The sequence below is a fragment of the Ruegeria sp. O4 genome, assembly GCF_056535125.1.
The window spans coordinates 67,303-88,875 of sequence record NZ_JBQERO010000015.1 but is presented as its reverse complement, the minus strand read 5'-3'; the positions used below and the strand labels follow the sequence as shown (position 1 = coordinate 88,875).

The window sequence follows — 21,573 nt, the reverse complement described above, 5'->3', positions numbered from 1 at the left end:
CGACCGCCGCGTCTGGATGGAGGCGCGCACGCTGGCTGCCGCAGGCGCGCTGGTCTCGGTTATCTGCCCCACCGGCAAGGGCCATGAGGAGCGTGTCTGGGAAGATGAAGGCATCAAGGTCTACCGCCACCCGCTGCCGTTGGATGCCAGTGGAGCGCTGGGGTATCTGCTGGAATATGGCGCGGCGCTGTTCTGGGAAAGCTGGCTGTCACTGAAGATCAAGTTCACCCGAGGGTTTCACGTCATCCATGGCTGCAACCCACCCGATCTGATCTTTCTGGTGGCACTGCCCTTCAAGCTGTTTGGCGTGCGTTATCTGTTCGATCACCACGACATCAATCCCGAGCTTTACGAGGCCAAGTTCGACAAGCGCGGCTTCTTCTGGAAGCTGATGAAGACGTTCGAGCGGCTGACCTTCGCCTCGGCCCGGGTGTCGATTGCCACCAATGAAAGCTATCGCAAGATCGCCATTGAACGCGGCGGCATGGCGCCCGAGGATGTCTTTGTGGTTCGCTCGGGCCCCGATCTGAGCCGGTTGCAGCACCTGCCGCCGAACCCCGCGTGGCGCAACGGGCGGACATACATGGTGGGCTATGTCGGCGTCATGGGTGATCAGGAAGGGATCGACCTGCTGCTGGAATCCGTGGCGCATCTGGTGCAGGTTCAGGGGCGCGACGATATCCAGTTCTGCCTTGTGGGCGGGGGGCCCAGCCTGGACAAGCTGCGCGAACAATCTGCTGATATGGGCCTGTCGGACTATGTCACCTTCACCGGTCGCGCGCCGGATCATGATCTGTTTGAGATCCTGTCGACCGCCGATGTCTGCGTGAACCCGGACCGGGTGAACGAGATGAATGACAAATCCACCATGAACAAGATCCTTGAATACATGGCGTTCGAGAAACCCATCGTTCAGTTCGACGTGACCGAAGGGCGGTTCTCGGCGCAGGAGGCCTCGCTTTACGCGCGCGCCAACGATCCGGTGGATATGGCCGACAAGATCACCGAGCTGCTGGCAGATGACGGCCGCCGCGCCGCCATGGGCCGCTATGGCCGCGCCCGGGTCGAGGCGGAAATGGCCTGGCCCCATCAGGTCCCCGCGCTGATCGCGGCGTATAAGCGGATCTGGAAGGGGTAATCGGCCAGAGCGCTACTTCGCTACTTGTTTTGTTCCTGCCTGCCCATGCGCTTTCCTCGGAAACCGAAGCTTCATGGCCGGAGCCTCAATGAAGTGCCATGACAGGACCGCGCATAACAGGGTGAGGGGGAAAGACATCGCCATGTTGACGACTGGCGTCGTGACGCCAGACTGCGCCACCAGTTGCTGGATTGGGAACGCGTAGATGTAGACCCCGTAGGAATAGTCGCCCAGCTTGTTGTAGCGCAAAAGAAGCGGGATTTTGGCATAGCCGGCAAAAATCACGGCATAAGACAGGCTGATGGCAAAGATAGGCAGAAACAGTGGTGTGAACCAGGCCATAAAGGACAACGCGGCGGACAGGGCCAGCAGCGACCAGGACAATGGTACGTGCCGGCGCCAGATGTAAAAAACCATTCCCGACAGAAAAGGCAGACCAAGCCTTATGAGGACCTCGACCCTTGGATTCACGTCAATGAATACGACGATGACTGTATAGAAACACAGGAACAACAGCGTTAGACCCACAAAAATCTTTTTGTTTCCTAGAAATCCAAGCAAGCCACATAAGAGGACGCCTACATAGCAGGTGACCTCGTATGAAAGAGACCAGAGCGAGCCATTGATCGCAGCACCATAGGGGTTGGATTCGAACACGCCCGGCAATGTGTATTGCAGTTTGAACAACAGCATATTGCGTATGAAGTAGCTGCCGGTTTCGCCCCAAAAATTAGAAGGGGGCGCTTGTGTTAACAGAAGCCCGGCAACCAGAATGGTGATCACGGTTACCACGGCAAGCGCTGGGAACAACCTCAGGGCTCTGGCGATCAGGAATGATTCTGCAGACGGGTTACGGTCGAAACTGCGCGTAATGAAAAACCCCGAAATTGCAAAGAAAGCCCATACGCACATCAGACCAAGCGACAGCCCATGCAGTGTGGATTCAAACGGTTGCCCGAACTCGGCGCCCAAACTCAGAGGATAGGCATGTGCCACCAGCACAAGGCTGGCCGCGATGATCCGGATCAGATTGAAATTGTTATCCCGCCCGTCTGATCGATCTGCGATAAACAGCGCAGGCTTCCCCGAGATCACATTCACATTATGCTCACTCATCTGCGGTTCTCTGGGTCACTGGCACTATCATGGGATACACAATTATTTGGAAGCTGATCTTTGATACAATATCCATGGTGCGGTTGTCGCAAGAATATTGAATCCTTGGATCTGGGGCGGAAACGATTCCGTCGAGCAAACGACAATTGTGTCAGCTTTGGCGTTTGACAATGTGGCTATTGCAGACGGCACTGTATGACTTGCGTCCGAGGCAACGTCCTGAGCCGCGTTTTGCACATGGGCCAGCGGCCCGATTATGTGCAGTGGGTGCTGGGTGGGATCGGCGAATGTGGGGATCGCAGTGCCGTTAAAGATCATGAGAAAGGAAAGGGGGCCGCAGTTAGTCCGAAAAAAACGTGGCTCTCTGGTGTCTTCGAAATAAGCTCCTGCGCCCAGGCCGCGCGTGTCATGGCGGTTCAGTGCATCAAGATAAGAGGCGTAAACTCTGCCATCCTGATACCATCCGATGCTCAGCATCAGGTTTCGTACCAGAAACAACCCGACGATCATCGCAATACTTATTTTGCGAAACAACGATTTCGCATCGGGAGCCAAAGACAGGCTTGCAGCCAGAAGCGCCAAAAGCAGAAGTGGGATACGTTCACCCAAATGCCCGACACCGAACATGGCTGGCGGCGTGATCGGGATCAGCAGCACGCACAGGGCCACTGCAAGCTTCATGCGTCTGTCGATTCTCCAAACCCCGGTCACGAGACCGCCGATCAGCACACCCCACAACACACTGCCAAATCCCCAATCGACTGACTGCCATGTTGTTTCGGCCACACGGAGGAAGCCGTCGACTCTCAGATAGGTTTCGGTGCTCAGTCGGGCCCAAAGTGTTCCCTGCTCGGCATGGGTGAAAAGGCTTTCTATCGGCAGAAAACTCCCTGCACCTATGGTTTTCGTTTGAACAAACAGAAGGGTTGGTATGACAGCGACCAACGCAAGCCTTGCGGCTTTGTAGAGAAGTGCGCGTATGCCTGGATTGCCAGATATGAGAGCAAGCGATAACTCAACCATGCCCAACAACAGTCCCCACAGCGCAAAGACCAACCCATGAATGAAAAATAAGAGCACACCTACGCATATTGTAACGGCCAGTTGCCGGACAGGCCGGTCCTGTGTCGCAATCCAATAGCCGGTTGCGCACAGTAGAACCCCTAATCCCAGCAGAAAATTCGAGAACCCCCAAATCAGAATATGGTTATACGCCACCAGGCCAGCAAGAAGTACGGTTAGCACCGAAAGGTGGCCGTGCAGAACGCGTGCAAGGTACAAAATGCCTGCGAAAGGTGCCGCAATGATCAGACCGGCGATCAATTTAGCGCCCAAAAGCGGGGGCAGCACTTTCATGACGCCTGTGCCCAGAACATCTAGACCAAGATTGGGCAGAAGTTGCCAGGCAGCTTCATAATTCTGTTGCAGCATGGCTGAGTTCGGCAACTTTGCCAGAATATAATAACGGGCGACGTGGGCGTAGAAGTCCGTCAACGGCAGAACCGGTGTCACGCACAGAGGAACGAGGCTGGCAAGCAGGGTCAGCGCCAGAACTGGGCACAATGGACGGCGTTGAAGTGTTGTGATCATTTCTGCCCATCCACTAAAAGCCAAAAACCTGATACTTCAGGTATCAGCAACATATCATTGCGCAATCTGTTTTGGGTATCGCCGTTATCCGAAATTAGGGCCGCAATAACTTGGCAGCGAAGGCGTAGAGGCCTATGCGATGTTAAAACGGCACAAACCGCGGCAGGCGGTTCAGGCTGGGTTCCATGAACCGCTGGAGTCGCGCATCCGCGTCCGCCTCGGTTTCGCCGGGCAGGATGGGGGTGACAAATCGAACCAATGCGCCGTCGGTCCGGCCCATGGTGAATCCGTCCTGAATTACGCTCATCTTGGCGCGGAAATCGTTGACCATGCGTTTGCCGCGCTGTTCGAACCAGTAGTAGACCAGCTGTTTTGACAGCTCTTTCTGGATGACAGCGCGGTTGACGGTAAAGCTGCCGTAGGGGGTGTCGCCCGGATTGATCTCATATGGCTCAAGGCTGAAGATTTCCCAGCCACCTACGGGCAGGCAAACCTCGGGTGAATGGATGCCGTCGCCTTCGGTTTGCTTGTCGTAGAAGGCCACGAACATGTTCACGAAATCACCCGATCCGCTGTCGATATAAGTGGCATGGAGGTAATCGCTGGCGCCCAAAGTTCGTTCAACATTGGGATCAAGGCTGGTGGTCGAGCCGGACCAGTCGCCCAATTGTCGCGGATAGAGGACAAAGGGGTCCCGCTCGATGGGCGTCACCTCGGAGGCGGGGCGCAGTGTCCACGCGGCCGAGACCGCAAGCGTCAAAAGCGCCGCGAGAGCCAGCGCGACTGAGGCACGGATGGCAAAGATACGCAATGCGACGGTACCCAGCCCTTCGGTATCCAGATCGATTGCCTCGGTGAACGGTTTCGGATCGGGGGCCAGACGCTGCAAGCCGAGTGCCATAAGAAACAGAATGGCGACGCAGAGCAGGAAGATGATCCAGCCTTCGAAGAAATGCATGAACCCTTCGGCCTGTTCGATGCCATGCTGATTGACCAGAATACCGATCACGCCGATGCGGATGGAATTCATCAGAACGGTCAGCGGCGCGGCCGAGACCAGCAGAACCACCTTGTGCCAGATCGGACCGCGGTAGAGCAGGGCAAAGAGGTATGAAAAGCTGAGGATCGGGAACAGGTAGCGTAGCCCGGAACAGGCCTCGGCCACCTGCAGCTTGTAGACCCCCAGATCGATGACATTGCCTTCGATAAAGACCGAAACACCGGCGAGCTGCACGAACCAGACGCCCAGCTCGGACGATATCCATTGCAGGAAGATCGTGAGCTTCCAGTAGACGAACTGGGGCAGGGGCAGCATGAAGATCAGATGGATTACGGGCAATTGGTGGTATTTCCCGCGTTGCCAGCCGAAGACGGTCACCATGACGCCACCGGTCCAGATGATCATCGCATAGGTGACGATATCCGGAATTCGGGCCAGATTTCCCAGAATGGCGATGGCCAGGGCCCCGGCAATCACGGCCACGCCAGGCCAACGGTCGCGCACGATGGGATTGGGCGGCGGCATGTCGCGTAGTTCACGCAGGAACAGGTACAGCGAGATGATAGGGATCAGCGGTCCGTGACTGTATTCCGGCGTGCTCCACGCCGCGCCCAGCGAGACAATGCCGATCCAGAAAACGGGAAGTGACCCCAGCAGCAACAGGGCAAACCAGAACAGCCCCGCAGCGTTGATGGCAGGCAGGGCGGTTCGGGCCGTCTCAAGCATTTTGCTGCGGCTGTCGTTCGAATCGAGACGATGCATCACAAACCATCATGCATAATATGAGAGGCCCTGAAATTGTGACGGCCAAAGCTCAGACATTTTCGATCATTATTCGAAACATTGATCTCAAAATATCTTGATTGTTGATATCGTGAGTCACGCAAACGAAAGTCAGGGTTTGAGAGAAAAGCGCCGGCCCAAAGTCATAAAGACCGAATTCGACGTTGCCGTAAAGCCGTTCTGGTCATCCATTTCATATTGGTACCCCACGTTTACAGCCCAGTCTTTTGTGATAGCCCGTGTATAGGATGCACTGAACGTACCACGCTGGCGTGGATTGGGCTGGCCGGTTCCCTCATCTTCCTGATCAATGTAATCGATGCTGAAAGACAGCCCCGATACCGGGTTGATGAAATAGTCATATGTTAGAAACGCCAGTGTTTCGCGTGTTTCTATGCTCTGCGTACTGGTGCCGACCCGGCGTTGTAACGTCGCCCCGATCCGAGAACTGGCCAGCTGGTAGCTGTAGTCGAGTTGCCCGATCGGCGTGACCTCGTCGAATGGCCCTCTGGACAGGCCCACATTGAAACTCAACACTCCATTTGCGCGCTGGAAGCTACGACCGGCGGTTGCGTTTATCCGCGACCCATTAACCCCGAATGTCTGGTCAATCTGGAAATCCGCCGAGCCGTCAGGCAAGGTTTTGTTCCAGGCGAAATCCCAGACGAAATCCTCGGTCACGGTGTTGGTATTGGTCGTACGCAGCGTTTCATCCACCTGACTGTAGCCGATATTCGCACTGATGGTGGTAACGGGAGATACGTTATAGGTCCCCCCTACTGTCACAACCGTCGTTTGCTGATCGGTCCGCACGTTGTCTTCTGCAGAGAAGTCGGTGTAGCCGAGACGCAAGTTTGCCTGAAAAACCGGTGACACCCGCAATGTCGTGATCGCCGAGTAATCGCTTGATTTATTGTCAAACAGGTTCGGATCGATTGTGTTTGTATAGGTGCGTTCGCGATAGCTGTAGATGAATTGGAACCCGATTGGGTCATTCAGGCCGGTTTGCCAATTCAGGTTGCCCAGGGTGTTGACCTGATCCCCAATGGTTCCGGTTACATCGGCGGCATCAATCCTGCCATCCAGATTGGTGTCGGTCAGTGAACGGTTAAAGGCCAGATCCTGTTCGCGGTAATCCAATAGCAGGTCAAGCTGACTGTTAAGGCGTGCCCGCTGATACGACAGTCGGGCAGACGGGTCTGAAAAACTGGATTCCGTTCCAATAATCGGCTCATTGGCGATCCGGTACAGCCCGGAAAGATCGAACGATAGTCTCGAATCCGAGGTCTGCTTCAGAATACCCAGAGCCAACGTATTTTCCCACCAGGTCGTGGATCCAAGCGAAGGGTCGGTCAGGCGAAGATTGCTATCGTGCCTGAGCGATGAAAGATAATCCAGGGTCACACTCAGGCCGGTACCGGTCCCAACCTGCTGACCGGTCGGAAGACCGACCCTTCGGGCCGGGTTTCTCTGGGCCCGTTGTGCGATCAATTGCTGGCTGGGTGTTTGCTGCACAATCGTCGATGCGACTGTTGTCTGTTGCACGGATGTTTGCTGTGTCGAGGATTGCGTTTGTTGCGTAGTCGTTTGCTGTGTCGAAGCCTGCTGCCCGACGGCCGGTGTAAACGAACTTATGACAGCGATCCCGCCCCCCAGAATGGTGGACAGCCTGCTCCTGGATTTCCCCACCTGTATCAGCCCCTATTCGAACAAGCGGCGTGCTGGTACGACAACAACGTCTCCGGGTTTAAGCACTGTATTGCCTTGGATGCCACCGCCCGAGCCGTTGTAGTTGTAAGTGTATTTGTTCATCACGCCTGTTTTACTATCAGCTCTGCGCAATTCGATGCGCTTGCGAGCCGCGAAATTGGTCAGACCGCCGGCCTGAGCCAAAACCTGAAGAATGGTTGTACCTTCGGTCGCCAGATGCTTTCCGGGTACATTGACCTCACCCATTATGAAAACATCGATGGTTGGCCCGGATGCGGCCTGCCCGCCCAGAAGCGGCGGCGGAGCCAGCGCCGCCACCGAAATAAAGACCGTTGGCGGCGCATTGAAGTTCGAGGCCAGCGCCGATGAGAGAGACGAGCTCAATCCGCTGGTAGATTGGCCAGCAGCCCGGACCGAGCCGGCAAGCGGAAAGTTGATGGATCCGTCCGGCAGAACCAGAATGGTCCGATTCAGGGTGGGATCTTCGAGAACTTCAACCTGCAACGCATCGCCCGGCTGAATTTGATAGGATTGCGCCCATGCTCCGGTGCCCGCGATCATGGTAAGGGCAAGAGCGATCAATGATCCGATAACTGTACGCATATTCAAATCTCTCACTTTTTTTCTTTATGCCGTTCTACAGGATACAAAACAATCTGCAGGGAGTCTGATACATACAAGATGCGGCAGAAATGCAGCGGCGTCATCCGCCCCCTCCTAATGGCTGGTGTCCGGTGCAGCATTCAGCTGTTCAATCTCAGCGTCCACCAATGATGCAACTTCCGTTGAAGCGCCACTGAAAGTCCTGGCTTTATGAAACAAACGCAGAGCATCTTCGCTCCGCTCTAAGGCCACGTATGTTTTCCCAAGATGGTACAGAACCAGGGGATGTTCAGGGAATGCCGCCGCCGCAGGTTCGAGATAGGTGACCGCCTCTTCATAATTTCCCATCCGGTAGGCCACCCAACCGTATGTTTCCTGAAACACGGGTTCTTGTGTGCCGCGCAAACGTTGCGCCAAAACCTGTGCACGCCGCAGACTGTTGTCATCGTTGCGGTGCGTCGTCAGCAGGCTTGCGAGATTGTTGGCCACAACCAGGGACCGATTGGTGATCGGATAAAGCTTTTCATATGTTTCGATTGCCTGATCCAGGTCCCCAGTGCGTTCGTATTCCGCCGCCTGCAGCATGAGCAGGTCCGGGCTTTCAGGCAGATTAGCCAATGCCTTGGCTAAAACTTCGCTGGCCTGATCCGGGGCATTCCGTTCCGTTGCTAACTCGTGCAAGGCAGTCCACGCCCGTGTTGTGTTCGGATAATCCTCGAGAATGGCGCGGTAAAGCTGCTCGGCCTCGCGGCGTTTGTTTTCACCGATCAGAGCATGTGCTTTGATCAGGCGAATTGGCAAAGAATTCGGGTCCTCAGAAAGCAATTGGTCAAGATGGGCGAATGCCTCTGCCGTCTGCCCTTTTGTAAGCATCAGGCGAATAAGCGCGATATCGGCGGGCAGGCCAAACTCGGGATCATCCGCCAACTCGTTCAGGAAAGAGGTCAGCTCCTCTGTGCGCTGCTGTGCTGCCAGCATATGGGCCCTGAGCTCGTTGGCGACACGTCGTGTTTCCGGGCTGTCCAGATCCCCAATGGCAAGAAGGACGGTGCCCAGCCGATCCCAGTCCTGCATGTTCAGAAGCACGTCACCCAGCAGGAACAGAAGTTCGGGGTGTTCCGGGGTTTGGCGCAAGGCATGGGTCAAAACACGTTCGGTGATTTCCAGATCACCTTCTGCCATCAGAAACCGGGCATAGCCTAGCGTTTCGTCCGGTGCATTGGCGGACATTTCCGTCGCGAGCGCCAGCATTTCGCCCATCAGTTCCCTGTCTCCATTACGCTCATGCGCCTGAGCCATCAGAGTCATCAACTGTGGGTCGCGGGGTGCCTGACCAAGCGCTTCGCGTAAAAGCACAATCGCATCGCCAGTCTTGTCCTCATCAATCAACCAGGACGCTTTGAACTTGAGCGCACCAACCTGGGCTGCATCTTCGGACAGGACTTTTTCGACTAAAGCCCGGGCTTCATCGGGTCGTCCAGACTGGAACAGCATGAGGGCAAACTCCACCTCACTGGCCCGGGTCTGTATGTTTCTTTCCGCCCCCTCAAGCAGTGCTTGCATCTCGGAGATTGCGACTTGTTCATCACCTGATCTGAATTTCAGCGCTGCACGCACCGTCTTAAAATGGAACGTGTTGGGACCACCCTCGGCGATGATCGTATCCAGTTCGGAAATTGCCACTGTAGAATCGCGGTTGTCATTCAGAAAGGCAATCAGCCGCTGCGCTGGCATGTGATCTTCGGCTTGAGGATACACCTCAGCCCGCAGCATCTGTTCTGCCGCATCCAGATTCCCCTGGTCGATATAATGCTGTACAAGCAACTGCTCGACGCCTTCATCGTCAGGGAATGTCACAGCCATCTGCCTGAGCAAAGCCTCGATCTCTGCCGGCATATCCAGTTCCTGAAGGGCGCGGAGCCGGATTCCATAAAGACTTGCTTCCATTGGATCGATGGCTATTGCCGCCTCTGTTTCCTGCAGAACGCCGGGCCAGTCCTCATCGCGGACCAGGTGGTCAATTACGACCTGGCGCGCGGTCATCAGTTCCGGATTGCTCTCGATCATTTCGCGGGACGTATGTACGAGAAAGTCCACACTTGCGAAATCGCCATCCCGAACTGCGTCGGTGTAAGCCAACATATTGTTGATAGATTTGATTTCGGCATCATCCGGCGCCAGAGCGCTCGCCAATGCGCCATGGCGCCTGACATCTTCCCAGTTACCTACTTCCAGAGCCATCTCAGCAAGGTTGCGATGACCTTCAAGGTTGTCTGGATATTGTTCCACCAACCGCAGATACTGACCATATGCAACAGGGATGTTGCCGCGCTCGCGCTCTAGCCGGGCAAACGTCAGGCGGGCTTCCTTATGTTGACCGTTGAGTTTGAAGACATTCCTGAATTCGACCAATGCGCGCTCGACGTCACCAGCTTCCAGATGAGCCAGACCGGCCTGGAAATGCGCCTCCGCGCGCTCTTCGGCCGAGTCGCACGCGCTCAATAACAGGGCTGCGACCAAGAAGGCGCTAGCCAGTAATTTGTTGATAGAGGTCCCGGCTCTGCTCAATGCTGCACTCCCGCAAAAGTTACGAAATCGCACGCAGCCGACAGTTTTACCCGGCCACGCGTTCCGGGTTTAACACCCGGTGCCGCGCAGGACGACGGAGATAGTCCGGATCAGGATTGACACATCTGTGCCGAACGACATGCTTTTCCAGTAATTTGTGTCGTGATGAGCGCGTTCGGCAAATGAAGACTGGTTGCGCTTGGACACCTGCCAAAACCCGGAAATGCCAGGGCGCATCGCGTTGTAGAATTTGCCGGGATAAAGATCCTGCTGGTTCACCATCATCGGGCGAGGTCCGACCAGAGACATTTCACCCACAAAAACGTTCCAGAATTGCGGCAATTCATCCATTGAGGATTTGCGCAGGAATGTGCCGAATTTAATGATGCGTGGATCGTTGCGAAGCTTCTGGTTGCGGTTCCACTCTTCCCGGGCTTCGGGATCGGCTGCCAGATGTTCTTTCAGCACGGCCTCAGCGTCATGTACCATGGTGCGCAGTTTGAGCAGCTTGAAAACCTTGCCGTCTTTTCCGACCCGCTCCTGCCGGTAAAACGGTGTTACGCCCTGACTGGCCAGAAATACGGCCAGAAGCACAACCATCGGAACGACGAACGGCGCTGCAAGCAGTGTAAACGCGATATCAAAGATGCGTTTTCCCACACCTCTGTAAAACCCCGGATACTGAACTGAGGTCGGCATAACAGAGATGCTAGAGTAGCCCGCGCCAGCGTTGGCCACTTCTTTTGAATGACTTGTCACTATTTAAACCCCCAACACACACAAATACTCACGAACCACTTACCAAACTCAGGAACAGAACACGCTCGACCTCAACTACATATACTTAAAATCTTATATTTTTATACCACTTCGACCCTGCGCTTGCTCACTCGCGAGGCCACTTTCCCGTAATCAAGTGTTAACAAATTCGGCTTGGCTTGCAAAACAATAATACTGGCAAGGACACCTCAGAACGACTTAGCACGAGAGTTTTCTAGCGGTATCGCGAAACTTTGCTCAACTGGTCTGTTGAAAGCTCAAGGGTTTCCGTTTCCCCTTTGGGTGCAATAGGTAAAATTTTATACTTTTGGAGCTGATTTTGACCTCCTAGAGGCCTTTTTGACTCGTATTCCTGTCGGATTGCCGAAGCGTCATCGACGGGCTTTTTTCAAAGGCGTAGATGGAAACAATTGCGAGAAATATTTCTGATTGAAGGGGGCGGCAGGTCAATTCATCGCGTGTGCAGTTTAGTGGTGCCTGCTATCTTGATTTTGTGGCAAAGTAGTACCCAAGTACTTTTTGTTTATGTGACGTGTTCTTTATGTAAGGGATTTCTGGTGGTTCAGAGTTTAAGTTTGGATAATCTCCAGGGGGCCGGTACGAGGTTTGACAAGGCGGAAGGCAACCGAGGTGCAATGGCGTCCAGTGACGGGTTTTATCTAGACTATTTCGGGCTCGATCGGCGGCCCTTCACACTGCTTCCGGACCCCGGATTCATGTACTGGTCACCGCTGCACAAGCGCGGTTATTCTGTCTTGCAATTCGGTATTATGAGCTGTGCACCCATTACAGTGCTGACAGGCGAGATCGGGGCTGGGAAAACAACCCTGGTGCAGCATCTTCTGAGTGAAATGGAAGAGTCGATCACCGTTGGGCTGATCTCGAATGCGCAAGGTGGCCGCGGAGAGCTGCTGCAATGGGTTCTGCATGCGTTGGGCCTGCCAATTAACAACGACGCCCCCTATGTTCAGCTGTTCCGGGATCTGCAGGATTTTCTGGTTGCGGAATATGCCGAAGGGCGGCGGGTGGTCCTGATCTTTGACGAAGCGCAGAACCTGACAGTCGAAGGTCTGGAAGAAATCCGTATGCTGACCAATATCAACTCGAACACGGACGAACTGATCCAGCTTGTTCTGGTTGGTCAACCTGAATTGCGCGACATGGTTCTGGACCCCAAGATGCGCCAGCTGACGCAGCGCGTGGCCGCAAGTTTTCACCTGGAACGGATGGATGAGTCATCCGTCGAAGCCTATATCAGGCACAGAATGAAAACGGCCGGCGGGTCCGGTGGTGAGTTTACAGAAGACGCCTGCAAGGTGATTTTTCAGCAGACCCGCGGTGTGCCGCGCTTGGTCAATCAGTTCTGCGACTTTGCCCTGCTTTATGCCTGGACAAATGAAGCGGATAAGGTCGACGAAACCATCATCAATCAGGTGATCGATGATGGCGTGTTCTTTGGCGGAAACTCACTTGAGAAGGAGCTGACGGTCTAAGATGGGTCCTGCACGCTACTATTTCTCCATTTTCCTGCGGCGGTTTCCGTATTTTCTGGTCGTCGCCTTAGTTGTGTCTGTTGCGTCATTCATTGTCGCCAGAGCACTACCCGCTACATATGTATCAACGATGCGCCTGATCGTTGAATCGCCGCAGATTCCGGGAAATTTGGCGGCAAGTACCGTCACGACACCTGCGGCGGAACAGCTTCAGATCATCGAGCAGCGCCTGCTGACCCGCCCGATCCTTCTGGAAATCGCCCGGGAGTTTCAGGTTCTAGCTGACCAGGATGAGGCAAGCCCTGATCAGATTGTCAAAGCCATGCGTAAGAACACTTCGATCTGGATTTCCAGTGGCCTCAATCAGGCCAACCTAATGACAATCAGTTTCGAGGCTCGGACCGGCCCGATTGCCTCTGGCGTATTGAATGCGTATCTGACGGAAATCCAGAAGTTGGACGTCTCGTATCGTAAGGATCGTGCCACTGACACGCTGGCCTTCTTCCAACTGGAAGTCGACCGCCTGAGTAATGAGTTGAGCAAGCGCAGCGCTCGCATTCTTGAATTCAAGAATGACAATTCTGATGCGCTACCTGACAGCCTACAGTTCAGGCTGGCTCAACAAGGGGCGCTACAAACCAATCTTGAACAGACCGACCAGCAGATATTTTCCCTCCAGGCGCAACGGGAAAACCTCATAAGCATCTTCAGTTCTACGGGTCAGGTTGTCGGTGTTTCGCCGCAAAATCAGACCCCGGCACAACAACAACTAAGTCAGTTACAAAATCAGCTCGACAACCAGCTTGTGATCTATTCCGGTAGCAGCCCGCAGATCAAACTGCTCCGCGCAAGAATCGAAAAGCTTGAGCAGGTTGTGGCTGCCGAACAAGCAACAGCCCCGACGCAACCTGACGTACAGACGGGCAATTCGTCCCTTGACCTGCAACTGGCACAGGTCGATTCGCAGATTGCGGCACTCGAAGACCAACGCCGCGTGCTTCAGGACCGGCTTGACGCACTGACCCTGACGATTGACCAGACCCCGGCCAATGCCATCACACTTGCAGAATTGCAGCGCGAACACGACAATATTCAAACCCAGTATAATGTCGCTGTCAGTCGGTTGGCCGATGCTTCGACCGGAGAACGGATCGAAGTCACGTCCCAGGGGCAGCGTATTTCCGTCATTGAACACCCATCCACGCCAACCGAACCGGCCAAGCCGAACCGGCTGATGATTGCCGGAGGCGGAGCAGCCTTTGGCATCGCACTGGGGCTGGGGCTTGTGGTTCTGCTGGAAATCCTGAACCGATCTGTACGTCGGCCGGAAGACCTGATCAGCAAGCTTGAGGTCTGGCCGATTGCCACCATTCCCTATGCCCCTTCAAGGGGTGAAGTTATCCTGCAGCGAACCGTATGGGGTGGAATCATATTAGCCATTCTAGTCGGGGTTCCCGCTGCGGTCTGGACGGTGCACACCTATTATCTGCCCCTCGATCTTATCGCAGAGAGGGTCATGGATAAACTGGAGACATTCTGGTGAGTATTGTTTCGATTGATTTGGTGGATTTGTAATGGACCGTCTTCAGCAAGCTATTCAGAAAGCGCGTGAAGAACGCAACAGCCGACAGCAGCTTCAGCCTGTGCCTCCCGCAGACATACAGAAGTCCCCGGCACCGCAAGAAAGCGGTGACCAAGATATTTGGCTGGCTGTGCCAGAGATACAGATCGAGCAACGCTTTGTCTCTCGCAACCGTTTGATGTCATTCCATGGGGGTGCGGACGCCACGCCCTATGACATGTTGCGCACCAAGATGCTGCAGCAGACCCTTTCCAATAACTGGCATCGGGTAGCGCTGACTTCCCCTTATAGTGGATGCGGCAAAAGCACGACAGCTGCCAATCTGGCCTTCAGCCTGGGGCGGCAGGAAGATTTGCGCACGATCGTGATCGATTTCGATATGCGGCGCAGGGGGCTGGCTGAGATTCTGAAGCAAACCGGCAGCTACAGCATGGCTGACGTCATTCAGGGGGCCGTACCGTTTCACGAACATGCGAAGCGTTATGGCAAGAACGTCATCTTCGGACTTAATTACACGTCCACCCGCAACCCGGCGGAAGTCTTGCAAAGCCGCCGGACAATCGAATTTCTCGAACAACTCGAAGCAGAATACAAACCCGACATCATTCTGTTCGACACCCCCCCCCTGATGATGAGCGATGACAGCCACGGATTTCTTAGGAATGTTGATTGCGCCCTGCTTCTGGCAGCAGCCGAAGAGACCAGCATTGATCATATCGACGTGGCTGAGCGGCAACTGGCAGAACTGACCAGCGTCATGGGGATTGTGTTGAATAAATGTCGGTACATCAGCGGGACTTTTGGCAATGAGTACGGCTCCTACTGACGCTGTACCGACTGATGCGGTAATTATTCCCCATTATAACGATTTGCCCCGGCTGGAACGGTGCCTTCAGGCTCTCAGAGAGAATGATTTGACGGCGACGGAAATCGTCGTCGTTGACAACAACTCTCCGGTATCGCTGGACACGATACGCCAGACCTTTCCCGAGGTGCATTTTGTTGTGGAACCCCAAAAGGGCGCGGCCCATGCCCGCAACCGCGGGGTTGCCGAAACCAAAGCGCCCCGACTGTTTTTCATCGATGCTGATTGTGTGCCCGCGCCGGACTGGTTGACCATCGGGCGCCAGATCGCGGATCAGGCCGATCTGATTGGTGGCCGGGTAGATGTCTTTGACGAAACGCCACCCCCGCGCAGCGGCGCAGAAGCGTTCGAGGCTGTTTTTGCATTCAACTTCCGCAGGTATATCGAGGTTCAGGGGTTTTCCGGCGCAGGAAACCTGTTGACCCGGAGGGATGTGTTCGATGCGATCGGCGGATTCGTCAACGGTGTATCGGAAGATCGGGAATGGACCATGCGCGCGGTCGCGCGCGGTTACAGCCTGAAATACCGGGACGACTTTCGCGTCAGCCATCCGTCCCGTCAGGACTGGGCCGCGCTCAAAACCAAGTGGCAGCGTACGACACAAGAGGCGTATCTGCTGCATGGCACCAACCCCGGCGCGCGGCTGCGATGGGCAATCCGTGGATTGGCCATGCCTGCCAGTGCGATCGTGCATGCACCAAAAGTCATCTCCAGCGGCAAATTGGCCTCGACAGGAGAAACCTGGCGGGCGATTGCCACGTTGTTCCGGCTTAGATGTCAGAGGATGATCTGGATGCTGCGCCAGGCAGCGAGTGGCGACATCTGAGCTTGCCAAACGAAAAGGGGCCGTAAAACACAGCCCCTTGTCTTAATCTGTCGGGTTTGCGCGCCCGTTCAGGCAGCTACTTTGCGGCGGCGCGTCAGGGCCAAACCGCCAAGCGCAGTCAAAAGCAGCAGGCCACCTGCGGGCAGCGGAACCGCAGCTACGTCAAAGTCAAAGCTGATCGGACCACCATTCGTCGTCGCTTGCGCATTAGCCCAGCTGAACACCAGGTTCTGGCTCAGGGAGTTCGGGCTCACGCTGCTAAACAATGTGCTGAGCGTGGTCTGGATGCCGCCCAGAACCGCTGTGCTTGCCAAAACGTTGCCGGGGTTTGCCGCGTCAACCCAACTCATGGTCAGACCTGTGAACGCACCCAGTACCCGAATGGTGACCGATGCATTTGCCGTCGCTATTAGCGGATCAACCGGAGATGTGAAGTTGACCGAGTACGAACCAGGCCCACCGAGTGTGGAGACAGATCCGATAAAGGCCGTATCCGATTTAATGTCATAGCTGCTGCCTGCCGTCACCGAGGTCAGCGCGCTGGCCGATCCAGCCATCATCACAGCAGCAACAATCCCCGCCGCCATCATTTTCAAACTTCTAAACATGCAAAGTCCCACCTTTGATTTTTATACACACAACCCGCTCGAAATCCCGGCAGGGCACCTACTGAAGTCATTCATAATTCATTTCTATTTGATTGCGAAGGATTTTTCGAAAGAATGTGTCTTTTTCTGGGCATTGAGGTGCTTTGCGCAGCACAATGGTCGAATGTAGCTATTTTTGTTTCCGCATTGAGAACCGGAATCGTTTAAATAAGACGAATCTGCGTCTGGGAGAGCGCGGTGGACTTCCAAAATTTCTGAGGTCTCCGTCCCGCTCCAGACATAGTCTGCGGGGTTCCTTGATGCAAATCCGCACCAAACCAATCCGTCTTTAGGTGAAATCGAAACTGCCTTACTCACATGGCGGGCAACTATCCGTCGCAAATTTGCGAAACAATCTGAACTATTTTGCCGAATTGTTCAATTTAGAATATCTGCGAACCGCATCTGAACGGAAAAATAGAAGAAAGCTGAGCCCAGCCATATTTCTCCTTCGATGGTCAGAAAGTTTCGTGTAGCTTTGGCTTGTTATTGTACCAAGTTCAGGCACGCATTATCAATCGGAAGTTGCAGTTTGGCCGTTTGTTTCGAGTGCCTGTCTATTTGCGAGGAGACATTGCGCATGGGCGTTGGCCAGAACATAGCCGCTGAGAATGCGAACTGGACCTTTGGGGGCAGTGTTCCCGATACGTTTGTAGACCACATCAAATTGTCTGTTCCTCTTTATGAAATGGGTCACGGCCTGATCTGTCAGGTTTCCGATTTCTTCGTCCGCAATGACAGTCTCTGCTATGAAATCGGCACATCGACCGGAGAGTTGATCCGCAAGCTGGCAGAACATAATGCGGGAAAGCCTGACGCACGCTGGATCGGCATCGATGTCGAACCTGAAATGGTGAAGGTCGCCGAAGCGCATTGCGCGGATGTCCCGAACATTTCCATTCTTCATGACGATGCCCGTCATATGGAGATGGAAAAGGCGGACATGATCGTCAGCTATTATACCATGCAGTTCATCCCGCCCCGGTACCGGCAGGAACTGTTCACCAAGATCTACAACACCCTGAACTGGGGCGGGGCGTTTGTCATGTTCGAAAAGGTCCGGGGGCCGGATGCGCGGTTCCAGGATCTTGTGACTCAGCTCTACAACGAATTCAAAATCGGCAACGGCTTCTCAAGCGAGGAAATCGTCGAAAAGGCGCGCAGCCTGAAAAGCGTGCTGGAGCCGTTTTCCACCCAGGGCAATCTGGATCTACTGGGCCGGGCCGGTTTCAAGGATGTGATGAGTATTCAGAAGTATATTTGTTTTGAAGGTTTTCTTGCTATCAAATGATTGCTTAGCACGATTTCGGACGGCGGCCACAGTGGAATTCGGCCCCAAAGCCCGCTGGACGGAGGCGCCAGGAACGCTGATGAACACGTCTGTTTCAAATTTCAATGACCCGCGCCCGGACATCGGGCCCAGTTCAGGCGTGGCTGCATCCCGCGCGACCGGATCAAATGCTGCGGAAATGACATGAGCGTATCGGCACCTTCGGACAAACTGGCCTTTCATACCCGGTCGGCCCTGCTGGCCACGCTGGCGGTTCTTGCCTGTCTGTCCGTGTTTCTGATCAACGGCGGTCCGCTCTATTATTTCGACACAGGCAGTTATATCCGGCAGGGCAGCGTGGCCCTCAACAGTCTTCTGCCGCCGGTGAACGAAACCAGCACGACGGGCGGCACTTACACCGCAGATGACGACGGGACTGCGACCGGCTCCCGCTCGCTGATCTATGGCCTCATCATAGCGGCGTTTTTTCGCGCCGACGCCCTTTTCGCTGTTCCGGTCATCCATCTGGCAGCCACGCTTTTTGCGGTCTGGATGCTGGCGCGGACGGCTGGCCGTTCTCTGGACGGTGCGCAGAACACAATGCTGATGACCGCAATCCCGCTTCTGGCGGCGGCCAGCACCTCTTTGCCGTTTTACATCGCCTATATGATGCCGGACATATTCGCACCAATTCTTCTGATCGCGATTGCGGCACTCACCGCCTTTGGGCAGACAATGCGCCTTTGGGAGCTTTTTCTGATCTCGGGGCTGGCTCTGTTCTGCATTGTGCTGCATCCATCGCACCTGGCGATCACAGGGCTGATGATCCCCTTTGTCGCTCTGGCGGCCCTGGGTCGCAGGATGCCGGGGCGCTGGCGCGCGACGGTCCTGATGGTGATGCTCCTGACGCTTGCGGCGGCCGAGCGCAAGGCCTTCCAGATCACCGTTGAAGCCCAGATGAACAAGGAAGTTGTCTATACCCCGCATATCACTGCTCGGCTTATCGTTGACGGGCCCGGGATGGACTATCTGGATGATGTCTGTCCGGATGCAGATATACCAACCTGCGCGCTACACGAAGCACTTACATGGTCGGATGATCCCTACAGGCTAACCCCATCCCATATCATTTTCGAACGCTCTTCCCGGCTGGGGTCGTTCCAGTTGATGTCGCTAGAAGATCAGAAACAAGTAGCGTTGGCGCAGCGGGACTTTGCCAAGGCGGTCTTCCTATCCAAACCTATTGCGACGTCTTTCGCATTGGCCAAGAACGGCTATCACCAGATTATGCGCTATAGCATCGCCATGACAATTCCGACGGATGTGGAATTAACCAACGCGCGCGGCCTGGCCCGCCTCGATGAGGCTCAGTACGATCTGATTCAGAAAGGGAACCTAGCCCAAGACAGATCCTGGATCGAAGCCGTCGATCTTCTGCACGGTATCATCTATGCTGCATCGTTCATCTTTATTGTAATTATTCTGGTAAGGTCGGGTAGCGTATCGCGGGATGTAAAACTATTCGCCCTGTTCATTCTGATCGGGATTGCAGTGAATGCGCTGGTCTGTGGCGGGGTCTCGCAACCCGCAGACCGATATGGTGCGCGCGTGATGTGGCTACTGCCCTTTACGGCTGCCTTTCTTTTTCTTGTTCAGCGTTCGTCAGTGTCGCAAGGCGCGGCCGGAGAAACCTCGTGACTTCAGATCAAACCCTTTCCATCAGCGTCGTCATGCCCGCCTACAAGGCCGAGCGTCTGCTGCCCCGTGTCCTGACACCCCTGATTGAAATGCTGAACACCGGCCAGGTGCAGCAGGTTCTGGTCGTCGATGACCAGTCCCCGGACGGGACTGCGGCCCTTGCCCGCGAAATGGGGGCCACGGTTCTGACCACGCCAGTCAATGGCGGACCGGGGGCTGCGCGCAACCTGGCCGCCGAACACGCCACCGGTGACATCCTGTGGTTCGTCGATTCCGACGTCATCGCCTGGCCCGATGGCCCGGAGCATATCCGCCGTGCCATGTCCGAGGATAATGTCGGCGCCGTGTTCGGATCCTATGACGACGCGCCGGATGGGCAATCGTGGTTTTCGCGTTACAAGAACCTTCTGCACCGCTATCACCATCAGCGCGCCCGCCGCGAGGCGCGCACCTTCTGGGCCGGATGTGGTGCCATCCGGCGCGACGTGTTTCTTGAGGTCGGTGGCTTTGATGTGAAAACCTATGAGGTCCCCTCGATCGAGGATATCGAACTGGGTTACCGGATCGCGGGGACCGGTCGCCGTATCCTTGTCGAGCCACAGCTGCAGGGTAAACACCTGAAAGTCTGGACCATCCGCAACAGCCTGAGCACGGATATTTTCTGCCGCGCCCTGCCCTGGGCCCGGCTGATGATCTCGCGTGAGGGGCTGACGGATGACCTGAACACCTCAATGGCCGAGCGGGCGCGGGCTGCAATTGCGGGGCTGTTGCTGCTGTCGCTTCTGGTCCTGCCATTCTGGCCGGGGGCATGGCCCCTGCCCTTATTGCTGCTTGCAGCCGCCTTTGTCGCCAATTTCGATCTGGTGCGCGCCATGTCCGGGCATGGCGGACCGTGGTTCGCATTCAAATGCCTGCTCTATCACCAGGTCTATTATGTCTACTCGGCCACCATCTATGTCTGGTGCCTGTTCGAATATCACGTGCTGGGGCAGAAACAGAAACTCCATGTCACGCGGAACTGACTGTTCGCGCGACATGGGGCGTGCCAGAGGCAGGTTCAGAACTGCTTCGCGGGGAGTTGTTCGAACGGTAATTTCTCAACCTGATCGAAGCGCGGGTTGCTCTCATGTACATAGAACGTGTCGTAAAGCGAATTGCGCACGAAATGATAGCCATTGGCGAACAGCAACTCGTTGAGCTCCGGCGTCGGGCGTTCGATTGTCATGGCCAGGAAACGGTATTTGTCGAATGGGAAATTGCGCAGAATCCGCGTTTCCGACCCTTCGACATCCAGGCTGAAGTAATCGATATCCTTGGGCGCGTTATAACGATCGAACACCTCATCCAGAGGTACGGCCTCAACCGTAACAACCTTGCCCTTTTCCCGGAACCGGGCCAGTTTCGAAGCGCGTCGCTCGGTCATATTGTCGGCCTCATCCACCAGCAGGCTGCTGCGCTGGCCGTCAATCATGAACTCCAGCTTTCCCGGCTCGGGATCAACCGCCAGCGGAACCGGGGTGGCCGTGCGGTGATGCCAGTTTGTAATCCGATGGTAATTGACCGGGTTGGGTTCGATCAGCAAACCGGTCCAGCCATAATGCTTTTCCAGAGCGAACGTGTTTGAGTCTGAGAATCCATCGGCGGCACCAAGCTCGACAAAAAAACCATTGCGCTTGCCATTATAGACTTCGTTGATCACCCACATGTCCTGGCCCCTGTCAGACACACGTTTGGGCAGGTAGCCGAGATTGTTCATGGCGAACCGGCGGCTGACATTCCGGGCGCTGACCACGCCGATATAGGCGAAATAGGCAGGCTTCTGGAGGACCGGGTATGATTCAACCAGTTTTGCAAGATTTTGCTTCATAGAGTTCTCCATTTAACTGCCCGTTATCGTTCTTCCG

General features: G+C 55.2%; 17 protein-coding genes. 8 read left to right on the top strand and 9 right to left on the bottom strand.

What is annotated here, in order from left to right:
- Positions 1–1,138 (top strand): glycosyltransferase family 4 protein (locus ACR0J7_RS15775; RefSeq protein ID WP_480914859.1); only part of this gene is annotated, 1,138 nt, incomplete at its 5' end.
- Between the two features lie 12 nt (positions 1,139–1,150).
- Here the strand turns inward: ACR0J7_RS15775 and ACR0J7_RS15770 are convergent.
- From ACR0J7_RS15770 to ACR0J7_RS15740, 7 genes are all read right to left on the bottom strand, one after another.
- On the bottom strand, positions 1,151–2,254 hold the full coding sequence (locus ACR0J7_RS15770) for an acyltransferase family protein (RefSeq protein ID WP_480871307.1): 1,104 nt from the start codon (positions 2,252–2,254) through the stop codon (positions 1,151–1,153).
- A 42-nt stretch (positions 2,255–2,296) separates the two neighbouring features.
- Positions 2,297–3,844 carry a hypothetical protein gene (locus ACR0J7_RS15765; RefSeq protein ID WP_480871308.1) on the bottom strand — a complete coding sequence of 516 codons (1,548 nt, stop codon included), beginning with the start codon at positions 3,842–3,844 and terminating at the stop codon, positions 2,297–2,299.
- Positions 3,845–3,986: 142 nt separating this feature from the next.
- Positions 3,987–5,606 carry a VPLPA-CTERM-specific exosortase XrtD gene (xrtD, locus tag ACR0J7_RS15760; protein WP_480900708.1) on the bottom strand — a complete coding sequence of 540 codons (1,620 nt, stop codon included), beginning with the start codon at positions 5,604–5,606 and terminating at the stop codon, positions 3,987–3,989.
- Between the two features lie 132 nt (positions 5,607–5,738).
- Positions 5,739–7,172, bottom strand: a complete 1,434-nt coding sequence (locus ACR0J7_RS15755; protein ID WP_480871310.1) for a hypothetical protein — start codon at positions 7,170–7,172, stop codon at positions 5,739–5,741.
- A 156-nt stretch (positions 7,173–7,328) separates the two neighbouring features.
- On the bottom strand, positions 7,329–7,940 hold the full coding sequence (locus ACR0J7_RS15750; protein ID WP_480871311.1) for a polysaccharide biosynthesis/export family protein: 612 nt from the start codon (positions 7,938–7,940) through the stop codon (positions 7,329–7,331).
- Between the two features lie 114 nt (positions 7,941–8,054).
- Positions 8,055–10,442 carry a tetratricopeptide repeat protein gene (locus ACR0J7_RS15745; RefSeq protein ID WP_480900705.1) on the bottom strand — a complete coding sequence of 796 codons (2,388 nt, stop codon included), beginning with the start codon at positions 10,440–10,442 and terminating at the stop codon, positions 8,055–8,057.
- A 135-nt stretch (positions 10,443–10,577) separates the two neighbouring features.
- On the bottom strand, positions 10,578–11,168 hold the full coding sequence (locus ACR0J7_RS15740) for a sugar transferase (protein WP_480900703.1): 591 nt from the start codon (positions 11,166–11,168) through the stop codon (positions 10,578–10,580).
- Between the two features lie 890 nt (positions 11,169–12,058).
- On the opposite strand from ACR0J7_RS15740, the gene ACR0J7_RS15735 reads away from it, so the two are divergent.
- Genes ACR0J7_RS15735 through ACR0J7_RS15720 form a run of 4 tightly spaced genes read left to right on the top strand, consistent with a single transcriptional unit; the run spans position 12,059 to position 16,054 of the window.
- On the top strand, positions 12,059–12,781 hold the full coding sequence (locus ACR0J7_RS15735) for an ExeA family protein (RefSeq protein WP_480900702.1): 723 nt from the start codon (positions 12,059–12,061) through the stop codon (positions 12,779–12,781).
- Position 12,782: 1 nt separating this feature from the next.
- Positions 12,783–14,324: a GumC family protein gene (locus tag ACR0J7_RS15730; protein ID WP_480871314.1), complete on the top strand. Its 1,542-nt coding sequence runs from the start codon at positions 12,783–12,785 to the stop codon at positions 14,322–14,324.
- A 31-nt stretch (positions 14,325–14,355) separates the two neighbouring features.
- On the top strand, positions 14,356–15,189 hold the full coding sequence (locus ACR0J7_RS15725; RefSeq protein ID WP_480484436.1) for a CpsD/CapB family tyrosine-protein kinase: 834 nt from the start codon (positions 14,356–14,358) through the stop codon (positions 15,187–15,189).
- Positions 15,170–16,054 (top strand): glycosyltransferase family 2 protein, encoded by an 885-nt coding sequence (locus ACR0J7_RS15720; RefSeq protein ID WP_480911614.1) that lies wholly within the window; start codon positions 15,170–15,172, stop codon positions 16,052–16,054. The genes ACR0J7_RS15725 and ACR0J7_RS15720 overlap by 20 nt, the downstream gene beginning before the upstream one ends.
- A gap of 68 nt (positions 16,055–16,122) precedes the next feature.
- Here ACR0J7_RS15720 and ACR0J7_RS15715 read toward each other — a convergent pair whose 3' ends face one another.
- Positions 16,123–16,662 carry a VPLPA-CTERM sorting domain-containing protein gene (locus ACR0J7_RS15715; RefSeq protein WP_480914856.1) on the bottom strand — a complete coding sequence of 180 codons (540 nt, stop codon included), beginning with the start codon at positions 16,660–16,662 and terminating at the stop codon, positions 16,123–16,125.
- A 619-nt stretch (positions 16,663–17,281) separates the two neighbouring features.
- Here ACR0J7_RS15715 and ACR0J7_RS15710 point away from each other — a divergent pair.
- The 3 genes from ACR0J7_RS15710 (at position 17,282) to ACR0J7_RS15700 (ending at position 20,691) form a co-directional block, all read left to right on the top strand.
- Positions 17,282–17,992: a methyltransferase domain-containing protein gene (locus ACR0J7_RS15710; RefSeq protein ID WP_170347013.1), complete on the top strand. Its 711-nt coding sequence runs from the start codon at positions 17,282–17,284 to the stop codon at positions 17,990–17,992.
- Positions 17,993–18,175: 183 nt separating this feature from the next.
- Positions 18,176–19,669 carry a hypothetical protein gene (locus tag ACR0J7_RS15705; protein WP_480871315.1) on the top strand — a complete coding sequence of 498 codons (1,494 nt, stop codon included), beginning with the start codon at positions 18,176–18,178 and terminating at the stop codon, positions 19,667–19,669.
- Positions 19,666–20,691 (top strand): glycosyltransferase family 2 protein, encoded by a 1,026-nt coding sequence (locus tag ACR0J7_RS15700; protein WP_480871316.1) that lies wholly within the window; start codon positions 19,666–19,668, stop codon positions 20,689–20,691. The genes ACR0J7_RS15705 and ACR0J7_RS15700 overlap by 4 nt, the downstream gene beginning before the upstream one ends.
- Positions 20,692–20,726: 35 nt before the next feature.
- Here the strand turns inward: ACR0J7_RS15700 and ACR0J7_RS15695 are convergent, their stop codons facing one another.
- Positions 20,727–21,536: an FkbM family methyltransferase gene (locus tag ACR0J7_RS15695; RefSeq protein ID WP_209507445.1), complete on the bottom strand. Its 810-nt coding sequence runs from the start codon at positions 21,534–21,536 to the stop codon at positions 20,727–20,729.
- Between the last annotated feature and the right edge of the window lie 37 nt (positions 21,537–21,573).

Excerpts from the sequence above, each read along its gene's own strand:
- ACR0J7_RS15705 (WP_480871315.1), top strand. The coding sequence starts at position 18,176 with ATGAGCGTATCGGCACCTTCGGACAAACTGGCCTTTCATACCCGGTCG.
- ACR0J7_RS15725 (WP_480484436.1), top strand. The coding sequence starts at position 14,356 with ATGGACCGTCTTCAGCAAGCTATTCAGAAAGCGCGTGAAGAACGCAAC.
- ACR0J7_RS15695 (WP_209507445.1), bottom strand. The coding sequence starts at position 21,536 with ATGAAGCAAAATCTTGCAAAACTGGTTGAATCATACCCGGTCCTCCAG.
- xrtD (WP_480900708.1), bottom strand. The coding sequence starts at position 5,606 with ATGCATCGTCTCGATTCGAACGACAGCCGCAGCAAAATGCTTGAGACG.
- ACR0J7_RS15720 (WP_480911614.1), top strand. The coding sequence starts at position 15,170 with ATGAGTACGGCTCCTACTGACGCTGTACCGACTGATGCGGTAATTATT.
- ACR0J7_RS15710 (WP_170347013.1), top strand. The coding sequence starts at position 17,282 with ATGGGCGTTGGCCAGAACATAGCCGCTGAGAATGCGAACTGGACCTTT.
- ACR0J7_RS15735 (WP_480900702.1), top strand. The coding sequence starts at position 12,059 with ATGAGCTGTGCACCCATTACAGTGCTGACAGGCGAGATCGGGGCTGGG.
- ACR0J7_RS15750 (WP_480871311.1), bottom strand. The coding sequence starts at position 7,940 with ATGCGTACAGTTATCGGATCATTGATCGCTCTTGCCCTTACCATGATC.
- ACR0J7_RS15715 (WP_480914856.1), bottom strand. The coding sequence starts at position 16,662 with ATGTTTAGAAGTTTGAAAATGATGGCGGCGGGGATTGTTGCTGCTGTG.
- ACR0J7_RS15770 (WP_480871307.1), bottom strand. The coding sequence starts at position 2,254 with ATGAGTGAGCATAATGTGAATGTGATCTCGGGGAAGCCTGCGCTGTTT.
- ACR0J7_RS15765 (WP_480871308.1), bottom strand. The coding sequence starts at position 3,844 with ATGATCACAACACTTCAACGCCGTCCATTGTGCCCAGTTCTGGCGCTG.
- ACR0J7_RS15730 (WP_480871314.1), top strand. The coding sequence starts at position 12,783 with ATGGGTCCTGCACGCTACTATTTCTCCATTTTCCTGCGGCGGTTTCCG.